General features: G+C 69.8%; 18 protein-coding genes. 11 read left to right on the top strand and 7 right to left on the bottom strand.

What is annotated here, in order from left to right; all coding sequences use genetic code 11:
* Positions 1 to 38: 38 nt before the first annotated feature.
* The 5 genes from ACIBK0_RS20740 (at position 39) to ACIBK0_RS20760 (ending at position 5,640) form a co-directional block, all read left to right on the top strand.
* Positions 39 to 797, top strand: a complete 759-nt coding sequence (locus ACIBK0_RS20740) for a hypothetical protein (protein ID WP_399081703.1) — start codon at positions 39 to 41, stop codon at positions 795 to 797.
* The gene (locus ACIBK0_RS20745; protein WP_399081705.1) at positions 794 to 2,074 is read left to right on the top strand and encodes an ATP-binding protein; all 1,281 of its coding nucleotides are present in this window, start codon (positions 794 to 796) and stop codon (positions 2,072 to 2,074) included. Before ACIBK0_RS20740 ends, ACIBK0_RS20745 begins: the two co-directional genes overlap by 4 nt.
* Before the next feature lie 167 nt (positions 2,075 to 2,241).
* Complete coding sequence (locus ACIBK0_RS20750; RefSeq protein WP_399081707.1) at positions 2,242 to 2,700, top strand: SH3 domain-containing protein; 459 nt, start codon at positions 2,242 to 2,244, stop codon at positions 2,698 to 2,700.
* A gap of 95 nt (positions 2,701 to 2,795) precedes the next feature.
* Positions 2,796 to 4,163, top strand: a complete 1,368-nt coding sequence (locus ACIBK0_RS20755) for an FtsW/RodA/SpoVE family cell cycle protein (protein ID WP_399081709.1) — start codon at positions 2,796 to 2,798, stop codon at positions 4,161 to 4,163.
* 19 nt (positions 4,164 to 4,182) lie between these two features.
* Positions 4,183 to 5,640: a penicillin-binding transpeptidase domain-containing protein gene (locus ACIBK0_RS20760; RefSeq protein ID WP_399081711.1), complete on the top strand. Its 1,458-nt coding sequence runs from the start codon at positions 4,183 to 4,185 to the stop codon at positions 5,638 to 5,640.
* Between the two features lie 118 nt (positions 5,641 to 5,758).
* On the opposite strand, the gene ACIBK0_RS20765 is transcribed toward ACIBK0_RS20760, so the two are convergent.
* Positions 5,759 to 6,868, bottom strand: coding sequence for a ferritin-like domain-containing protein (locus tag ACIBK0_RS20765; protein ID WP_399081713.1), 1,110 nt, complete (start codon positions 6,866 to 6,868; stop codon positions 5,759 to 5,761).
* A gap of 138 nt (positions 6,869 to 7,006) precedes the next feature.
* Between ACIBK0_RS20765 and ACIBK0_RS20770 the strand changes: the two genes are divergently transcribed.
* From ACIBK0_RS20770 to ACIBK0_RS20790, 5 genes are all read left to right on the top strand, one after another.
* On the top strand, positions 7,007 to 7,942 hold the full coding sequence (locus ACIBK0_RS20770; RefSeq protein WP_399081715.1) for a diiron oxygenase: 936 nt from the start codon (positions 7,007 to 7,009) through the stop codon (positions 7,940 to 7,942).
* A 193-nt stretch (positions 7,943 to 8,135) separates the two neighbouring features.
* Entirely contained in the window at positions 8,136 to 8,861 is a 726-nt protein-coding gene (locus ACIBK0_RS20775) for a TetR/AcrR family transcriptional regulator (RefSeq protein WP_399081717.1), read from the top strand.
* A 34-nt stretch (positions 8,862 to 8,895) separates the two neighbouring features.
* Complete coding sequence (locus ACIBK0_RS20780; RefSeq protein ID WP_399081719.1) at positions 8,896 to 9,213, top strand: hypothetical protein; 318 nt, start codon at positions 8,896 to 8,898, stop codon at positions 9,211 to 9,213.
* Between the two features lie 102 nt (positions 9,214 to 9,315).
* Positions 9,316 to 10,467 carry a C40 family peptidase gene (locus tag ACIBK0_RS20785; protein WP_399081721.1) on the top strand — a complete coding sequence of 384 codons (1,152 nt, stop codon included), beginning with the start codon at positions 9,316 to 9,318 and terminating at the stop codon, positions 10,465 to 10,467.
* Between the two features lie 116 nt (positions 10,468 to 10,583).
* On the top strand, positions 10,584 to 11,219 hold the full coding sequence (locus ACIBK0_RS20790) for a DUF1345 domain-containing protein (RefSeq protein ID WP_399081723.1): 636 nt from the start codon (positions 10,584 to 10,586) through the stop codon (positions 11,217 to 11,219).
* Between the two features lie 31 nt (positions 11,220 to 11,250).
* Here ACIBK0_RS20790 and ACIBK0_RS20795 read toward each other — a convergent pair whose 3' ends face one another.
* From ACIBK0_RS20795 to ACIBK0_RS20820, 6 genes are all read right to left on the bottom strand, one after another.
* Positions 11,251 to 12,186 carry a Dyp-type peroxidase gene (locus tag ACIBK0_RS20795; protein ID WP_399081725.1) on the bottom strand — a complete coding sequence of 312 codons (936 nt, stop codon included), beginning with the start codon at positions 12,184 to 12,186 and terminating at the stop codon, positions 11,251 to 11,253.
* A 209-nt stretch (positions 12,187 to 12,395) separates the two neighbouring features.
* Positions 12,396 to 13,649, bottom strand: coding sequence for a styrene monooxygenase/indole monooxygenase family protein (locus tag ACIBK0_RS20800; protein WP_399081728.1), 1,254 nt, complete (start codon positions 13,647 to 13,649; stop codon positions 12,396 to 12,398).
* A gap of 24 nt (positions 13,650 to 13,673) precedes the next feature.
* Positions 13,674 to 14,312 (bottom strand): GTP-binding protein, encoded by a 639-nt coding sequence (locus ACIBK0_RS20805; RefSeq protein WP_399081730.1) that lies wholly within the window; start codon positions 14,310 to 14,312, stop codon positions 13,674 to 13,676.
* On the bottom strand, positions 14,293 to 14,697 hold the full coding sequence (locus ACIBK0_RS20810; RefSeq protein WP_399081732.1) for a DUF742 domain-containing protein: 405 nt from the start codon (positions 14,695 to 14,697) through the stop codon (positions 14,293 to 14,295). The genes ACIBK0_RS20805 and ACIBK0_RS20810 overlap by 20 nt, the downstream gene beginning before the upstream one ends.
* Positions 14,694 to 15,197, bottom strand: a complete 504-nt coding sequence (locus ACIBK0_RS20815; protein WP_399081734.1) for a roadblock/LC7 domain-containing protein — start codon at positions 15,195 to 15,197, stop codon at positions 14,694 to 14,696. Before ACIBK0_RS20815 ends, ACIBK0_RS20810 begins: the two co-directional genes overlap by 4 nt.
* The gene (locus ACIBK0_RS20820) at positions 15,194 to 18,184 is read right to left on the bottom strand and encodes a nitrate- and nitrite sensing domain-containing protein (protein WP_399081736.1); all 2,991 of its coding nucleotides are present in this window, start codon (positions 18,182 to 18,184) and stop codon (positions 15,194 to 15,196) included. The genes ACIBK0_RS20815 and ACIBK0_RS20820 overlap by 4 nt, the downstream gene beginning before the upstream one ends.
* 359 nt (positions 18,185 to 18,543) lie before the next feature.
* Here ACIBK0_RS20820 and ACIBK0_RS20825 point away from each other — a divergent pair, with 359 nt between their 5' ends.
* Positions 18,544 to 19,332, top strand: a complete 789-nt coding sequence (locus ACIBK0_RS20825) for a protein phosphatase 2C domain-containing protein (RefSeq protein ID WP_399081738.1) — start codon at positions 18,544 to 18,546, stop codon at positions 19,330 to 19,332.
* Positions 19,333 to 19,342: the final 10 nt, after the last annotated feature.

Here is a 19,342-nt window from a genome sequence, read left to right on the forward strand (position 1 = left end):
GCCCTGCGGGGTGAGGACGGCCCGAACGCAGGAGTGCAGTGACCCCCAGCCGCCCCAGCCGCCTCGCGCGGGCAGCCGGAAGGCCCACGCGTGCGGTCCTCGGTGCCGCCGTCGCCGCCGTACTCGTGGCGACCCTGGCGGGCTGCGGCGACTCCGGCGACCTGCGGGCCGCGGGGGCCACTCCCACCGCCGTCGGCCCGACCAAGCTGTGGCCCGAGGTGCCGCCCGCCTCGACGCCCGCCCTCGACTACGGCGAGGCGGACACCGAGACGGTCAAGGGCATCACGGCACCGGGCGACGACATCCACCGGGTGGATCCGGTCGCCGTGGTGCGTGCCGAGGTCGCCGCGCACCCGGACGAGTACACCGGGCCGCACGCCGTGTACGCACAGACCGTCGACCAGCTGAAGGACTGCGGCAAGAAGGGCGCGCCGGGCAGGAAGTGCCCCATCCTCCAGGCGTACTACCGCGATCTCACCGGCGACGGGATGGACGACCTGGTACTCGGCATCCGCTTCCCCAAGGACCAGCTGGGGGTGCGTGTGTACACCTTCCTGCACCACAGGCTGGTACAGGTCATGGGCACCGCGGACAGCGTGGTCAGCGTGGAGCTGGCGGGCCGTGACGTGATCATCCGCTCGCCCTCGACACTGCCCGGATACGAGTTCCGTACGGTCTGGGCCTGGGACCCGCACCAGAACGCGATGCTGGCGACGCGCGACGAGATCCTGCGGGTGGGAACCACCCCGCCGAAGACGCCGGCCCCCACGCTCTCGCCCTCCGCGAGCGCGTCATGAGACAGGCCCTTCAGCGCCTCCCGCAGTGGACCGCCACCCTGACCTGGAAGGCGGCCGCCTTCATCACGGTGATGTGCTGCGGCCTCGCCGCGCTCCTCGGCATCCTCGTGCACGTCTCGGTGACCGACCAGACCGTCGGCGAGGCCCGCGGCCGCGCGCTGGACCGGCTCACCGACGTGACCACGCGGTACGAGGCGGGAGACCGGCTGCCGCCGGACGCGGGCGTCGACCTCCCCGGGCTGCCGACCGCGCTGCGCGAGCTCGCCGCGGACGGGAAACGCGGCACGATGGTCGGCGACCAGGACGGGCACCCCACCATGTGGGCGGCCGGGCCCGCGAACGGCGGACGCGCGCTCGCTGTCCAGTACGACTACGCGCAGGGCGCCCACACCATCGACGCCCTGGACCGGGCGATCGTGTGGTCCTCGGCGCTGGCGATCGGCGCGACACTGCTGGTGGGCTCGTTCGCCGTGACCCGGGTGACCCGCCGGCTGCACGCGACGGCACAGGTGGCGCGACGGATCAGCGCGGGCGACCTGGACGCGCGCGTCAACGACGCGCGTACGCAGGATCCGACGCGCCCCCAGGACGAGGTGGGCGCGGTCGCCGGGGCCCTCGACACTATGGCGTCCTCGCTGCAGAGCAAGCTGCTGAGCGAGCAGCGGTTCACCGCGGACGTGGCGCACGAGCTGCGCACCCCGCTGACCGGGCTGCACGCGGCGGCCGAACTGCTGCCGCCGGGGCGCCCGACCGAGCTGGTGCGCGACCGGGTGGCCGCGCTGCGCACGCTGACCGAGGACCTGCTGGAGATCTCCCGCCTCGACGCGCGGAGCGAGCGGCTGGAGCTGGACTCGGAACCGCTGGCTCCGCTGGCCGAGCGGGTGGTGCGGGCGTCGGGAACCGACACCGAGGTCCAGGTCGTGCGGGATGTGCGCGTGGAGACCGACCGGCGCCGGCTGGAGCGTGTGCTGGGGAATCTGGTGGCGAACGCGCACAAGCACGGCGCCGGGCCGGTGGTGCTGACGGTCGACGGCCCGGTCGTCACCGTGCGGGACCACGGCCGCGGCTATCCGGACTACCTCGTGGCGCACGGGCCGCAGCGCTTCCGTACGGAGGGCGGTTCGAAGGGGCACGGGCTCGGGCTGACGATCGCGCTCGGCCAGGCGGAGGTACTCGGCGCGCGGCTGACGTTCGGCAACGCGCCCGAGGGAGGCGCGCTGGCGACCCTGACGCTCCCTCAGTCCGACCTCTCCGAACAACTTTCCGGAGCATCCTGAACGACCCTCCGGAGCAAGCCCAACGCCCTTCGGGAGGGGCTCGAAGGGCCGTCCGGAGGACCCTGGGCGCCTCGGCGTCCCCGATGGCGCAGTGTGACCTGCGCCTGCCCACACCCGCTCCTAATGTGGCGATTAGTCAGGTTCGCCCCCTCTTGGAGGAGCTTTCCATGTTCCAGCGATCCACGTACGCACGTCTCGCCATAGCTCTCGCCGCGGGCAGCCTCGTCGCCCTTGCCGGCGCCACCCCCGCCGTCGCCGACGTGAGCCTGGACCCCGGGAGCGCCGACAGCCTCGAGTGGGACGACGGAGTGGTCAGTGGTGTCGACTTCTCCGGCGCCGACGGCGACGAACTCGACCCCTTCGCCGGAGGGGTCGACGAACTCGATATCGGCCCCACGACCAGGGGCAGGGTCGACATGAACGGCGGGCTGGCCCTGCAAAGCTCCCCGTTCGACGGCCGGCTGGTCCGTGTCGCACAGAACGGCGAGTTCGTCCGCATCGTCTGCAAGACCCGGGGCCTGCCGGTCAGCGGCGACACCCTCTGGTATCTGATCGACGGCAACGGCGTCTGGTCCTGGGGCCCCGCGCGCTTCATCCGCACCGCCGACTCTCCTCCCCGGTGCTGAACCGCCGACGCCGGCGCCCCCGGCAGATACACCGGAACAGCCCGTTTGTCATCACATAACGGGACATCAGGCCCCTTGCTTGCTACGTTCCGGTCATGATTCAGCCCGGAACGACAGCGACAGCGGCCCCGCCCGCGCCCGCTGTACGCCTGCCCAGGCGCCGCGGCATCGAGTTCACCCTCATCGTCGTGGCCGTCCTGCTCTGTGTGTACGGCTACTGCGCTGTCGGTTTCGCGAAGAACGGCACCGTCCCGCCCGGCGCCGCCGGTTACGGCGCCGGGCTCGGCGTGCTCGCGCTGCTCGCGCACCTGGCGGTGCGGTTGCGGGCGCCGTACGCCGATCCCCTGCTGCTCCCCATCGCCGTGCTCCTCAACGGCCTGGGCCTGGTGCTGATCTACCGGCTCGATCTGGAGACCCCGGGCGACCGCGCGGCTCCCATCCAGCTCAGCTGGTCGACACTCGGTGTCGCGCTCTTCATCGCGGCCGTGCTCTTGCTGCGCGACCACCGCGTCCTTCAGCGCTACACGTACGTCTCCGTCGTCACCGCGCTGGCGCTGCTGATCCTGCCGATCCTCTTCCCGGCCGTGAACGGCGCCCGCATCTGGATCCGGATCGCCGGATTCTCCATCCAGCCGGGCGAGTTCGCGAAGGTGCTCCTCGCGATCTTCTTCGCCGGATATCTGGCCGCCAACCGCAACGCGCTCGCGTACACCGGCCGACAGATCTGGAAGTTCAAGCGGCTCCAGCTGCCCACCGGCCGCGTACTCGGTCCGATCGTCGCGATCTGGCTGCTGAGCGTGCTGGTGCTGGTACTGGAGCGGGACCTGGGCACCTCGTTGCTGTTCTTCGGCCTGTTCGTGATCCTGCTGTACGTCGCCACCGGCCGCACCGGCTGGATCGCGGTCGGGCTGCTGCTGGCCTGCGTGGGCGCGGCGGCCGTCGGCTGGCTCGAACCGCACGTCCACAGCCGGGTGCAGGACTGGCTGCACCCCTTCGCCTCGATCCAGGCGGGCCGGGGGCCCAACCAACTCGCCCAGTCCCTCTTCGCGTTCGCCGCCGGCGGGATGCTCGGCACCGGTCTCGGGCTCGGCCACTCGATCCTCATCGGATTCGCCGCCAAGTCGGACTTCATCCTGGCGACCGCGGGCGAGGAGCTGGGCCTGGTCGGCCTGTCGGGGATCTTCCTCCTCTACGCCCTCCTCGTGGAGCGCGGCCACCGGGCGGGCCTGGCCCTGCGCGACCCCTTCGGACGGCTCCTCGCGATCGGCCTCGCGTCGATCGTGGCGCTCCAGGTCTTCGTGATCGCGGGCGGGGTGACCGGTCTGATCCCGCTCACCGGGATGGCGATGCCGTTCCTCGCGCAGGGCGGCTCCTCGGTCGTCACCAACTGGATCATCGTGGCGCTGCTGATCCGGATCAGCGACTCGGCCCGCAGTCAGTACGACGGGACGGCGGCGCCGTGAGTGTTCGGGAGGTCTCACCATGACCAAGTACATCCGACGGGCCGCGGTCCTGTGCGCCCTGCTGTTGGTGGCCCTCCTGGTCAACGCCACCCGCATCCAGGTCTTCCAGGCGCGGTCGTACGACGACAACCCCGCCAACCGCCGTCGCACGATCGCCCGTTACGACCAGCCGCGCGGCGACATCGTCGTCGGCGGCAGCACGGTCACCGGCTCCAAGGACACGGGTGAGCAGCTCCGCCATGAACGGACCTACCGGAACGGTCCGTTGTACGCGCCCGTGACCGGCTTCGCCTCGCAGCTGTACGGGACGACGTTCCTGGAGAACGCCGAGGACGACATCCTCGCCGGCACCGACCCGATGCTCGCCCCGCTCCCCCTGTGGAACGACATCACCCGCGCCCACTACCCGGCCGGCAAGGTGGTCACGACGCTCAACCCGGCCGCGCAGCAGGCGGCGTACAAGGGACTCGGCTCGCGGCGGGGCGCGGTCGCCGCGATCGAGCCGTCCACCGGCCGCATCCTGGCGCTGGTCTCCACACCGTCGTACGACCCCGGGGAGCTGTCCGGGACCGGCTCGGCTGTGACAGGGGCGTGGGCGCGGCTGAACGGGGACGCCGGCAAGCCGATGCTCAACCGGGCGATCCGGCAGACGTATCCGCCGGGGTCGACGTTCAAGGTGGTGACGGCCGCGGCCGCGCTGGACGCGGGTGTGGTGACCGATCTCGACTCTCCGACGGCATCGCCGGACCCGTACCGGCTGCCCGGCACGACGACGAGGCTCACGAACGAGATCCGGGGCTGCGAGGACGCGTCTTTGCGGGAAGCCTTCGAGTGGTCCTGCAACACGGTCTTCGCGAAGCTCGGTGTGGACGTGGGCCTCGACGACATGACGCACACGGCGGCGAACTTCGGCTTCAACGACCGGATGCTGAAGATCCCGTTCTCTGTCGTGCCCAGCAACTTCGACACGCAGCTCGACAACGCGCAGCTGGCCCTCTCCTCCATCGGGCAGTTCGACACCCGCGCCACTCCCCTGCAGATGGCGATGGTCTCGGCGGCCGTGGCGGGCGGGGGATCCGTCAAGTCCCCCTACCTGGTGGAGAGGACCACCACGAAGGGCGGTGCCACGGTGTCCACGACCGGCCCGAGGCCCGTCCACCAGGCGATGAATCCGACGACCGCGCTGCTCATGCGCGAGCTGATGACCGACGTCGTGACGGAGGGCACCGGCACGAGCGCCGCCATCCCCGGCGCCACCGTCGGCGGCAAGACCGGCACCGCCCAGCACGGCGTCGGCAACTCCGGCCTGCCGTACGCCTGGTTCATCTCCTGGGCACAGGCCGACGACTCCATGGAGCCCGCGGTGGCCGTCGCGGTCGTCGTCGAGGACGCGGCGGCCAATCGCGGGGACATCAGCGGGGGCGGGGACGCCGCGCCGATCGCGAAGGCGGTGATGAAGGCGGTGCTCGGGTTCTGAGGCCGGGGGGATGGGGCGCGTGGTGGCCCTGGGGGTGGGGCGGCTGGTGGAGCTGGACGCTGGGGGCGGCTGGTGGGCTGCTCAGCCTCTTGAGCGGGGGGCTCACGTGACTGAGCGGTCAGGCCTCGGTGCCGCCGGTTTCGATCGCGTCCTGTACCTCCGCGACCCGCTCCCGCTCCTCCGCCGCGAACCGTTCCGCGTCCAGCTGCTCCGCGATCTCCTCGTCCTGGGCCATGAGTTGGTCGAGGTTCGCGTTGCCCATCTCGAAGACACCCATGTCGACGTAGGCCTGTTGGAGACGCTTGCCCCACAGGCCGATGTCCTTGACGCAGGGGACGATCCGGGAGAACAGCAACTGGCGGAACAGGGCGAGGAATTCGGACTGTTCGCTGTATTCCTCGGCCTCGGCCTTCGGAATGCCGAAGTTCTCCAGCACCTCGACACCGCGCAGGCGATCACGCATCAAGTAGCAGCCCTCGATGACGAATTCCTCGCGTTCGCGGAGTTCGGCGTCGGAGAGTTGTTTGTAGTAGTCGCGGAGCGCCATCCTGCCGAAGGCGACGTGCCTGGCCTCGTCCTGCATCACGTACGCCAGGATCTGTTTCGGCAGAGGCTTGTCGGTCGTGTCCCTGATCATGCCGAAGGCCGCCAGGGCCAGGCCCTCGATCAGGACCTGCATGCCCAGGTACGGCATGTCCCAGCGGGAGTCACGGAGGGTGTCGCCGAGGAGGGACTGCAGGTTGTCGTTGATCGGGTAGAGCATCCCGATCTTCTCGTGCAGGAAGCGGCCGTAGATCTCGGCGTGCCGGGCCTCGTCCATGGTCTGGGTCGCCGAGTAGAACTTGGCGTCCAGGTCGGGGACCGATTCGACGATGCGCGCCGCACAGATCATCGCGCCCTGCTCGCCGTGCAGGAACTGGCTGAACTGCCAGGAGGCGTAGTGCTTGCGCAGTTCACCCTTGTCCCGGTCGGTCATCTTCGTCCAGTACGGGGTCCCGTACAGCGTCATCGCCTCATCCGGGGTACCGAGCGGGTCGTACGGGTCCACTTCGAGGTCCCAGTCGATCCGCCTCTGGCCGTCCCACTGCTTGTCCTTGCCCTTCTGGTACAGGGCGAGCAGCCGGTCACGACCGTCGTCGTACTCCCAGCTGAAACGTGCTGCCCCGGAGGCCGGTACTTGCCAGAGCGGGTCTCCCGAGTCCTTGGCGTACAGCTCATGCGTCGGCATACATCGCAGGCTCACACGGGGTAGACGCGTCGTCAACAAGTCGGACGCAGGGGATTGACGAGCTTGCTGACAAGCAGTCTCATAAGTCGTGACCGCCGGTAACCCCTGTAGATCCCGTACAACGAGGTGGGAACAGTCATGACGACGGTGACGGAAGACGGACTCGATGGTCTCCGCGACGCGCTCGGTCTGCTCAAGGACCGGGAGCAGGTGGCCGAGCGGTTGCTCGACTCTTCCGCCAAGCACTCCTTCGATCCGGACAAGGAGCTGGACTGGGACGCGCCCTTCGAGGAGGGCAAGTGGTTCTGGCCGCCGGAGCTGGTGTCGCTGTACGACACCCCGATGTGGCGGCGGATGAGCGAGGAGCAGCGGATCGCGCTGTCCCAGCACGAGGCCGCCGCGCTCGCTTCCCTGGGCATCTGGTTCGAGATCATCCTGATGCAGCTGCTGGTGCGGCACATCTACGACAAGCCGGCCACGAGCGCGCATGTGCGGTACGCGCTGACCGAGATCGAGGACGAGTGCCGGCACTCCAAGATGTTCGCCCGGCTGATCTCGCACGGCGGGACGCCGTACTACCCGGTGAGCCGGGCCCACCTGAACCTCGGGCGGCTCTTCAAGACCATCTCGACCACACCGGGGTCCTTCACGGCGACGCTGCTCGGCGAGGAGATCCTCGACTGGATGCAGCGGCTGACGTTCCCGGACGAGCGGGTCCAGACGCTCATCCGGGGGGTCACGCGCATCCATGTCGTGGAGGAGGCGCGGCATGTGCGGTACGCGCGGGAGGAGCTGCGCCGGCAGATGGTGACGGCGCCGCGCTGGTCCCAGGAGTTCACCCGGGTCACCTCCGGGGAGTTCGCGCGCGTCTTCTCGGTCGCGTTCATCAATCCCGAGGTCTACACGAATGTCGGGCTCGACAAGCGTGAGGCCATGGCGCAGGTCAAGGCGAGCGGGCACCGGCGAGAGGTGATGCAGACCGGGGCGAAGCGGTTGACGGACTTCCTGGACGACATCGGGGTGCTGCGGGGGGCCGGGCGGCGCCTGTGGAAGTCGTCGGGATTGCTGGCGTGAGGCCTTCGCCCCCTCCGCCCCTGCCCGTCCCGTGACGGGGGGCTCTGCCCCCAGACCCCCCTGGCTGTTTCCGGGTGCTGGGGGGCCGGGGTTTGTCGCGCAGTCCCCCGCGGCCCGGACGGGGCGCTGCCGCCCCCGTCCGGGACGGAATCGGTAGGGGCGGCGGGGGCGAATCCATGGATACGCTGCCGACATGACCTCCGAGACTCCCACCCGCGCGTACCGACGGCTGAGTGTCGAGGAGCGGCGCAGTCAGCTGCTCGAGGCGGCGCTGTCCCTCTTCGCGCACCGCGCGCCCGAGGAGGTCTCGCTGGACGACGTGGCGGAGGCGGCCGGGGTGTCGCGGCCGCTGGTGTACCGCTACTTCCCGGGCGGCAAGCAGCAGCTGTACGAGGCCGCCCTGCGGTCCGCGGCCGAGGAACTGGAGCACTGTTTCGCGGAGCCCCCGCAGGGACCGCTCACCCAGCGGCTGTCCCGGGCGCTCGACCGCTATCTCGCGTTCGTGGACCAGCACGACGCCGGGTTCAGCGCCTTGCTGCAGGGCGGAAGCGTCGTCGAGACGTCCCGGACCACGGCCATAGTGGACGGGGTGCGGCGCGCCGCCGCCGAGCACATTCTCGATCATCTGGCGGTCGCCGATCCCGGGCCGCGGTTGCGGATGACCGTACGGATGTGGATCACCGCCGTGGAGGCCGCCTCGCTGATCTGGCTCGACGAGGACAAGGAGCCGCCGCTCGACGAGCTGCGGGACTGGCTCGTCGAACAGTTCGTGGTGGCGCTCGCAGCGACCGCGGGCCGGGATCCGCAGGCCGCGGGGGTGGTGAAGGCCGCGCTCGCGCTGGAGACGGCGGACGGGGCCGTGGGAGCGATGGCCCGCCGGCTGCTCCCGGTGATCGGGGAAGCGGCACACCTGCTGTGACGGCGGTGACCGTGGCGTTTGTGACACTGGTTGAGTGAAGAGCGAAGACACTCCCTTTGTAGGCGGCCCGCTGGACGGCCGTGTGCTGCCCGTCCTGCTCGGCCCCACCGGACATCCGCCGAAGACCTACCGCGTTCCGGTGCCGGACGCGAACGGCGGGCCGCCCACCGTGCTCGTCTACCGGCGCGTCCAGTCGAGCCGCAGCAAGCGGCTCGGGCTGCACCAAGGGTGGAGGTACGAGTACGACCCCGAGGGGAAGCAGGGGCGCGGCCTGAAGTGGCCCTGGTCGAAGACCGACGCCCAGGCCGATGGGCAGAGCGATGCCACGCCGGACCCCCACGCCGACGAGTGATCTTCTTGGGCTGAACCGACCAGCCCGCGCGCACTCGGAATGCGCGCACTCGATCCTGCCGGTGCGAGGTGGACGCACCACCCCCGCACCGGAGGTGACGATATGTCAGGAAGACTTCTGCGTCTGGTCTGTACAGCGGCGGTGACGGCCGGGGCGCTGCTCGCGCCCGCGCCCGCGATGGCCGCCCCGGCTCCCGGCCCGGCGACGGGCACAGCCGTCGATGAGCCCGGACAGCGGTCCGTCGCCGCATTGCTGACGGACCTTCAGCGGCTGTACCGGGATGCCGAGCGGGCCACCGAGACGTACAACGCGACCGCGGAGAAGCTGAAGAAGCAGCGCGCCGAGGCCGCCCGGCTCGACGCCGGCCTCGCCAAGGCCCGCCTCTCGCTGCACGACAGCCGCGGTGCCGCGGGGCGGCTCGCCCGGCAGCAGTACCAGAACAGCGGCGAGTTCTCCTCCTACGTACGACTGCTCCTCGCCCGCGATCCGCAGCACGCCCTCGACGAGGGGCACCTGATCGGGCAGTTGTCGCAGGAACGGGTCGAGACCGCGAAACGGGTGGCCGGGAGCGAGCGGAGGGCCGATGCGCTCGCGCGTGCGGCCCGGAAGGCGCTCGACGGTCAACTCACCCTCGCCGTACAGAAGAAGAAGGAGCGCGACACCGCACAAAAGCGACTCAAGGACGTCGAGCAAGTGCTCGCCTCACTGACCGTCGATCAGGTCGCCGACCTGGACAAATCCGAGAAGTCGGGGGCGGCCGAGACGCAGAAGGAGTTCATGGCCTCGAGGGCGCTCAGCAGCGAGCGGCGCCCCTCGCAGGAGGGCGAGGAAGCGCTGCGGTACGCCGTGCACCAGATCGGGAAGCCGTACCAGTGGGGCGCGGAGGGCCCGAAGTCGTACGACTGCTCGGGGCTGACCTCGCAGGCGTGGCAGCGCGCCGGGCAGCCCATCCCCCGCACCAGCCAGGAGCAGTGGGCCCAGCTCCCGAGAATCCCGCTGAGCAAACTGCGCCCCGGCGACCTGGTGATCTACTTCCCCGAGGCCACGCATGTGGCGATGTACCTCGGCGGCGGCATGGTCGTACAGGCACCGCGACCGGGAACGAAGATCAAGGTCTCGCCGATCGCCGCCAATCCACTGCTGGGCGCGGTCCGCCCCGACCCCCGCGGGGAGCCCGTGCGGCGCTACACGCCGCCGAAGCTCCCCCAGGCGGCCACGAGCGGATCGAACGCGGGCTACAGAAGCGCCCGGTAAGGGGCATGGGGGTCGTGACAGCACTCCGCCCCGTGAGCGCGACCGTCTCGCTCTGTTCGGCGACACCCGGACCACTCCCCCTAGGAATTCAACGTCCGGTTGTACCGTTATCGCCCATGAACACCCGGTTGCCGTTGTCCGCCGTGCCTCGACTTGCCGGTGCAGTGGTCGTCGGAGTGGCGACCGGCGCGACCGTAGGATTTCTGGCCGATGCCCTGCTGGGAATTCTCGCCGGCATCGCTGCCACGGAGACGTTTTTCGTCGTGACGGGCTTGAAGGTGTTGTGGCCGATGGACGCAACCACCACTCACCGAAATGCCCGCCGCGAGAACTTCCGCCCTCTGGCCGAGGAAACCATCGTTGTCACGGCGGCCCTGTTCGCGCTGGTCAGCATTATTGTCCTGCTCCTGCGCGGTAAATCCGCGGACAGTCACGCGGCAGCCGGGGCAGCGCTGGCGGGCGTGTTCATGGGCTGGGCATCACTGCACCTGATGTACTCCACCCGCTACGCGTATCTCTTCTACGCGAAGCCGACAGGTGGTATCGACTTCAACTCCGAACACCCACCCGCCTACGCCGACTTCCTTTATTTCAGTTACAACCTCGGGATGACCTACCAGGTCTCCGACACCAGCGTCTCGAGTGCACAAATCCGCACCGTAGTGCTCCGTCACTGCCTGCTGTCCTATGTCTTCGGCACCAGCATCCTGGCCACCACGATCAACCTTGTGACCGGAATCGTCACCAGCTGACCGCTGTACGCTCGAACATCTCGGAAACAGCCTAGCCGCGCGGTGACGGGGGAAGATTGTCGAGGAAATCCACGGTCGGTACATAAAAAAGGCAGCCGGTGGTGGCCTTCGAGTAGTCGAGGATCCGGTCGTGGATCCCGGGACGGTCGCCGAGAAACATGTTCCGCAGCATCCGTTCGGTTACCTCAGGCGTGCGCGAATAGCCGATGAAATAGGTGCCGAATTCCCTCTTTCCGATCGTCCCGAACGGCATGTTCTCCCGCACGATCTTCTGCTCGTTGCCGTCCTTGTCCGTGATGGTGTTGAGGGCGACATGAGAATCCGGGGGCTTCACGTCGTCGGGCATTTCGATGTTGGCCGACTTGCTTCGGCCGATGACGTTCTCCTGCTCCTGTGTGGTCAACGCGTTCCAGGCCGCGAGATCGTGGAGGTACTTCTGGACGATCACGTAGCTGCCACCCATGAAGTCCTCGTCCTCGGCACCGACGAACACCGCGTCGGCGGCCGCCCGGTCTCCGGGACTCTCGCTGCCATCGACGAAACCCAGCAGGTCGCGCTCGTCGAAGTACCTGAAGGCGTGCACCTCGTCGACCATCGTGACCGCTCCGACGAGGCGTGCGGCGATCAACCGGGCCAGTTCGAAGCAGAGGTCCATCTCGTGGGCGCGCAGATGGAAGAGGACGTCCCCCGGCGTCGACGGAGCCTTGTGGGCGGCCCCCTCCAAGGACACGAAGGGATGCAGGTCACGGGGGCGCGGACCGGCGAAGAGCCGGTCCCAGGCGTGGGAACCGACCCCGACGACACAGCTGAGCTCGGCATACGGGGCGCGATAGCCCACCGACCGCAGCAGACCTGCCACGTCTTCGAGCAGCTCACGGACGGTGGCCTCGCCGCCGGGGGCGATCGTCGCCACGAGGAACATGGCGGTCTTGGCCGGCGGAGCGATCACACGCTGCGACTCGAACACGAAGCCTGCCTCCTGCCTATCGCGCTAACGACGCTACGCCCTGTCGGCCGATCTCGCGCTCCGCAGCCGCCTGGTCACCAGCAGACGGGCAGGTCGGGGCCGACCGGGCTGGTGCGGCAAAACTGTGGCCGTTCGCGATCCGTCCTCGGACTGATCACAAACGGCCACAACGACCAGGAAGAGCGGCCGGGCTGCAGGTCAGGGGGTTGTCAGGCTCCGGTCACCGAGGCCAGGTACGCCTCGGTCTTCGCCGGCTCGAAGAAGAAGTTCTCGAAGTCGGCCGGGTCGTTGAACCCGTTGGCGAACCGATCCGCCACAGGGGGGAGCTGCCCCGCGGCACCGATCAGGTTGAGCACGTGCTCCGGAGGAACGCCGAGCATCGCGTTCGTCCACTTGGTCACGTGCTGCGCCGTGTCCCAGTACCGGTCGAACGCGGCCTGCATCCACTCCTCGTCGAAAGGCTTGTCGCCCTGTTCGAGGATCGAGGCGAGGTACGCGGCCGCGCACTTGGAGGCCGAGTTGGACCCCTGCCCGGTGATCGGGTCGTTCGCGACGACCACGTCGGCGACGCCCAGGACCAGACCGCCGCCGGGGAGGCGACCGATCGGGTTGCGGACGGTGGGGGCGTACCGTCCCGACAACGTGCCGTTCGCGTCGGTCAGTTCCACCTTCGTGGCCCGCGCGTACTCCCACGGCGTGAACCGCTCCATGAGTTCCAGGGTCAGGGAGAGGTGTTCGGCCGGGTCCTTGACGCCGTTGAAGACGTCGAGCGGGCCGCCGGGTATGCCCTCCCAGAAGAGGATGTCCGCACGCCCCGAGGTGGTGAGCGTCGGCATGACGAAGAGCTCGCCGACGCCGGGGACCAGGTTGCAGCGGACCGCGTCGTAGTCCGGGTGTTCCGGGCGCGGGCCCAGACCGTGGACGTACGCGACCGCCAGCGCCCGCTGCGGCTCGCTGTACGGCGAACGGGAGGCGTCCCGGCCGAACATGGACACGAGCTCGCCCTTGCCGGCCGACACCAGCACCAGGTCGTAGGTACGGGAGAAGTAGTCGAGGTCGGAGACCGCGGCACCGTGGATGACCAGCTGGCCGCCACGCTGCGCGAACGTCTCCATCCAGCCGGCCATCTTCACCCGCTGGTCGACCGACTGCGCGTACCCGTCGAGCCTGCCCACCCAGTCGATCGCCCGCTGGGTCGGACCGGGGTCGTGCGAGCCCGGGGCCGCGACCGAGACGCCGAGTCCCTCGATCTTCGGGGCCTGGGACTCCCAGAAGTTCAGCTGGAGATCGCGCTCGTGCTGGAGTGCCGTGTCGAACATGCACTGCGTCGACATGACGCGGCCGGTACGGATCTCGTCCGCCGTCCGGTTCGACATCAGGGTGACCTCGTACCCGTGCGACTGGAGGCCGAGGGCGAGCTGGAGTCCGGACTGGCCGGCTCCGACGACGAGTATCTTCCGCATGCGCGTCCTAACTCTGCGTACGTCTTATTCGGGGCTCACGTCGAGCGCGTGCCCCACCAGCGCGAGCAGGGTCTCGACAACCGAGATCCGGCGCCTGGCATCCATGATCATGACAGGTATGTGCGGGGGCACTGTGAGGGCCTCGCGTACGTCCTGGGGCTCGAACCGCTCGCTGCCGTCGAAGTGGTTGACGGCGACGACGTACGGCAGTCCGCAGCTCTCGAAGTAGTCGAGCGCCGGGAAGCAGTCCGACAGGCGGCGGGTGTCGGCGAGGACCACCGCGCCGATCGCGCCGCGCACCAGGTCGTCCCACATGAACCAGAACCGCTGCTGGCCCGGCGTGCCGAAGAGGTAGAGCACCAGGTCGTCGTCGAGCGTGATGCGGCCGAAGTCCATGGCCACCGTGGTGGTCAGCTTGTCCGGCGTACCGGTGAGGTCGTCGGTCTCCTCGCTGGCCTGGGTCATCAGCGCCTCCGTCTGGAGGGGCGTGATCTCGGAGACCGCGGTGACCAGCGTGGTCTTGCCCACGCCGAAGCCACCCGCTACAACGATCTTGGTGGCTATCGGCGCGCGGCTGCGATCCGTCTGCCAGGCCTGCAGATTCTCCTCTTCGTCGAGGAGGGGGGCGACGCCAGGCGCGGCGTCAGAGACGACGGAGTCCACTCAGCACCCTTTCCAGCAGAGCGCGGTCCGGCTGTCCCGGGCCGTGACCTGTTCCGTACACACGGATCTTTCCCTGGTCCGCCAGGTCGCTCAGGAGCACGCGGACCACGCCGAGCGGCATCCTGAGGAGGGCGGCGATCTCGGCCACCGTACGCATCCGGCGGCAGAGCTCGACGATGGCCCGCATCTCGGGCATCACCCGGTGGGAGAGCGGGCCTCCCCCGGTCAGCTCCTTGCGCTCGTCGGGGGCTTCGAGCGCCGCCACGAACGTCTCCACCAGGAGGACGTGCCCGAAGCGGGTACGGCCGCCGGTGAGCGAGTAGGGGCGTACCCGGGCGGGTTTGCGGTCGCCGCCGCGGACCGGCAGCTTGTTGGGGGTACTCATCGGGTGCTCCCCATTGACTCGGTCTCCAGGGATTTTCGGAGCTCACTGCGCAGTTCGGGGGTCAGGACGTGTCCGGCGCGGCCGACGAAGAGCGCCATGTGGTACGCCACCACGCTCATGTCGCAGTCCGGGGAGCCGTGCACGCCGAGCAGCGAGCCGTCGCTGATCGACATGACGAAGAGGCTGCCCTCGTCCATCGCGACCATCGTCTGCTTGACGTTGCCGCCGTCCATCAGCTTGGCGGCGCCGATAGTGAGGCTGCCGATGCCGGAGACGATGGTGGCGAGGTCGGCGGAGGAGCCCTTGGGGCCCGTGGGCCGGTCCGTCTCGGCCGTCCTCGCCTCCGCGTTTCTGCCCGGGTCGGAGGAGAGCAGCAGCAGGCCGTCGGAGGAGACGACCGCGACCGACAGGAGGCCCGGCACCTCCTCGACGAGATTCGTCAGCAGCCAGTGCAGATTGCGGGCTTCACTGCTCAGACCGAAGGTACTGGGCGCGGTCAACTGCTTGCCTCCTCGACTGTGCCCCCCGATGCTTCTACGTCCTGTGCGTGCGCGTTGGACGTGGGTCCTGCGGGCGCGTGCGCTGCCGGCCCCTGTGCTGCGGGTGCGTTCATCTCGGCCGTCTGTTCGGCGATCTCCGCCTCCACATCGCGGCGGCCCTCCATCGCGCCCCGGTGGAAACCGCCAAGCCTGCGGCGCAGGGCCTCGGCGTCCACACCGCCCGTGCGCGGCCTCGGGACCGGCGGGGGCGCGGAGATCTTGGGCGTCCGCTTGGGCAGGCCCTTGTCGGTGAGCCGCGGGCCCTCGTCCGGGACACGCTCGTGGGTGTCGGGGCCGATGGCGTACGGATCAGTGGTGGTCTGGGCGGGGATGCGGACTTCCGGGGCGGGCTGGACCGGGGCCGCTTCCGGGGCACGTTCGGGAGCGGGCGCTTCCGCCAGGAGCTCCGGGAGCAGAAGCTCCATCGTGGTCTCGGGAGCGAGTTCCGGCTCGGGCGTGGGCTCCGGCTCGGAGGCGAACTCCGGCTCGAGCGTGGGCTCCGGCTCGGACGGGGGTTCGTACGACGCCTCGGACTCGGCAGTCGCCGCTTCCGCGCCGGGCTCCTGGGCGTCCTCGCGTACCGCCTCTTCATCCGCGGAGGCCGCCCGTGGGGCCTCTTCCGCCGCAGCAGGCTCCCGTACCGCCTCTTCGTCCGCGGAAGCCTCCCGGACCGCCTCTTCCGCCGCGGCGATCAGGGGGTCCTCGTCGCCGGCGGGTTCCGATGCCGCCAACACCGAACGGCCCCGTAGGACATTGGAGTTGGCCTCCGCGTCGGCGCCCGGCAGCGACACCGAGGACGCGCTGCCGACCAGCCGGGTGGCCGTGGGGGTGGTGATCGCGGGCGCGGCGGCGAACATCGCCTTCGGCAGGACGACCACGGCGGCGACACCGCCCTGCTTCTGCTCGCGCAACTGCACCCGCACGCCGTGCCGGTGGGCGAGCCGGGCGACCACGTACAGGCCCAGCCCGAGACCGTCGCCGCCCTCCAGGTCGTACGCGTCCTCCGGGTCGAAGTCCGAGAGGCGGGAGTTGAGCTGGCTCATCCGCTCGGCGGTCATGCCGATGCCCTCGTCCTGGACGGAGAGCATCACCTCGCCGCTCTCCAGGAGCCAGCCGGAGACCTCGACGGCGAGGTCGGGCGGCGAGAACGACGAGGCGTTCTCCAGGAGTTCGGCCACGAGGTGACTGATGTCGTCGGCGGCGAAGCCGGCGAGGTGCGCGTGCGGCGGAAGCGCGGCGATACGGACCCGCTCGTACCGCTCGATCTCACTCACCGCGGCGCGCACGACGTCGACGAGCGGGACGGGACCCGCGTGGTGCTGGACGTGCTCGGCGCCCGCGAGGACGAGCAGGTTCTCGCTGTGCCGCCGCATGACGGTGGCGAAGTGGTCGAGTTTGAAGAGCGTGGCGAGGCGGTCCGGGTCCTGCTCGCGCTCCTCCAGTCCCTCGATGACGCCGAGCTGGCGCTCCACGAGGCCGAGGGTGCGCAGCGCGAGGTTGACGAAGGTGCCGTGGATGGTGCCGCGCACCTGCTCCAAGTGGGCGGCCGCATCCGCGAGCTCGGCACGCAGCCGGTCGCGCTCGTCGGCCATCAGCTGACGCTGCCCGATGAGGTGCTTGCGGTCGCCTTCGAGCGTCGCGAGCCGCTCGTGGAGTGCGGCGGCGTGCGCGTGCAGCGCGTTGACGGAGCGGACGACCTGCGCGAACTCGTCGTTGCGGCCGGTGAACTTGACCGGTTCCTGGGCGCCCGGGTCGGCGGCCAGGCGGGCCGAGCCGAGCCGCAGTACGGCCAGCGGGCGGGTGAGGCTGCGGGCCATGGCCATCGAGACGCCGACCGCGACGAGCAGCAGCGTGCCGATGAGGGCGATCCGGATCTCCAGCGCGGTGACGTCGTCGTCCCGCAGCCGTTCGAGGTCCTTGGTGCGGTGGTCGTTGAGGGAGGCCTCGGCGCCGCGCATCAGCTCGACACGGGCCGACAGGGCCGCGTCCAGCCTCTTGGTGCTGGTGTCGAGTTCGGCGTCGGAGAGCGTCGGCTGGTCGGTGAGGCTCGCGAGGTACTTGTCGGCACTGCCGACGTCGGGCCCGGTGACCGTGGAGTCGTACGAGGACGTGGCGGCCTTGGGCGCCGTCTCACGGAAGTCGGCGAGGGCCGCGTCCGAGCGGAGCCGGGCCTGCTGGGCCGCGGCACTCAGCGCGTCGCGCTGCTTGGTGTCGGCGGCCGAGGAGACGCTCGTGGTGGTCGGCAGACCGGTGACCGGGTTGATGGTGGTCTGGGTGGTGCGCGGGATGCTGAGGGCGGCCAGGAGCAGTCCGCGGGCGGCGGCGGACTGCTGGACCGCGGAGTCCAGCTCGGCGAGGGCGTGTGCGCCGGAGCCCGCTCGGGGCGGCAACTGGTCGGCCAGGTCCTCGGCGAGGGCGTGGAGTTCGCTGATGGCGCCGGAGTACGCCTGATGCGCTTCGAGAGCGGAGCTCTTTCCGGTGAGCGCCGCTCTGCGCAGGGAGGCGATGGAGTCGAGGTCCTTGAGCAGCGGTGCGGGGGCGTCCTCGTCCGCCCGCAACTCCTCGACCTGCCGGTCGACGCGGGCGCCGCGCTGCTCGGAGGGCGCTTTGGCCTTGGGCCTCCCGGCGGCGATGTACGAGGTGACCTCGTCCCGTTCGTCGGCCAGTGAGTGCGCCAGGGTCAGCGCCTGCTGGGTCCGCTGGGCGAGCGTCACCAGGTTCTGGGAGTCGTTCAGTTGCCCCGAGGCGGCCAGCACCGTGGGGGCTCCGGCACCGGCGATGGCCGCCGCGACGACCGCCACGGCAACGATCAGCCGGTTGCGTACGTGGGCGGGTCGGCCCCTGCCCGGGGAGTCGGCGATGTCGCCGGTGGCACCGCCCCCGGTTGAGCTGGAGGCCGTCTGCTTGCCTGTGCGCCTCGGCCGCGTCTTCTGCACCGGTGCTCGCATTCCTGACTCGTGTACCCATGGGCCCGGGTGATGACGTCCTGTCAATGGGGGCGTCCGCCCGGTACGGCTCCCGACCCTCCCAGTGCCGGTGGGCAGTGGTCCCGCATCATCTGGCCCGCCACCCGAAGGAGTGAACCTCGGACGGGAGTTGGCGGGCAAGTTCCTCCGGCGTGTTCGACAGCCTTGACCGGCGGGCCGGTTGGACGTCGGCGACGCGCTTTGGCAGTATTCGCCGTCACGCTTCACCGGAGTCGATCATTCCATGCCAAACCCGGCGCCTGAGCTGGTGGTCCGCACCTGTTCGGCAATGGATGCCAGCCTTTTGTGGACCTTGTGAAGGACTCGTGCAAACTGGCCGGATGCGCACTGAACTCGTCTCGGAGCCCGGTGACCCGGACCGCCCCAATGAGGACTTCGCATCGGTCGGCCTTCCCGCCTCAGGACAGGGGGGTTCGCTGGTCGTCCTGGACGGCGTGACGCCCCCTCGGGGCGACTACGGCTGTCTGCATTCCGTCGCCTGGTTCTCCGCACGCCTCGGCGGATCCCTGACCGAACTGTCCCTTTCCCGCCGGGATCTGACCCTGCCGGAGGTCCTTTCCGGGGCCATAAGCCGGGTGGCCGACGCCCATGCCGACACCTGTGACCTTTCTCACCCACGGACACCTCAGGCAACCGTGGTCCTCGCCAGATGGTCCGCCGCCGAGGTCGAGTACCTGGTCCTCTCGGACTCCGCCCTGCTGGTGGAGTCCCCTTCGGGCGAGGTGACCGCACTCCTGGACGACCGCCTCTCCCGGCTCCCCCGCGCCTCCCTCGCCACGGACGCCGTCGCCGACGCGACCGTTCGCAACAAGGAGGGCGGCTTCTTCACGGCGGCGGCGGATCCCTCGGTGGCCTCCCGCGCGGTGACCGGCACGCTGCCCCGCACGTCCGTCCGCACCCTGACCGCCCTCACGGACGGCGCCACCCGCTGGGTGGAGAAGTTCCACGAGGGCGACTGGGCCGCCCTGTTCACCCTTGTACGGAAGGAGGGCGCACAGGCGCTCGTCAACCGCATACGCGCACTGGAGACCGCGGACGCGGAGGAGAGGGTGCATTTGCGACGGAGCAAGACGCATGACGACGCGACGGTGGTGTTCGTGGAGCTGTGAGCCGACGGGC

Source organism: Streptomyces sp. NPDC050564, assembly GCF_044457265.1.
Classification (GTDB): domain Bacteria; phylum Actinomycetota; class Actinomycetes; order Streptomycetales; family Streptomycetaceae; genus Streptomyces.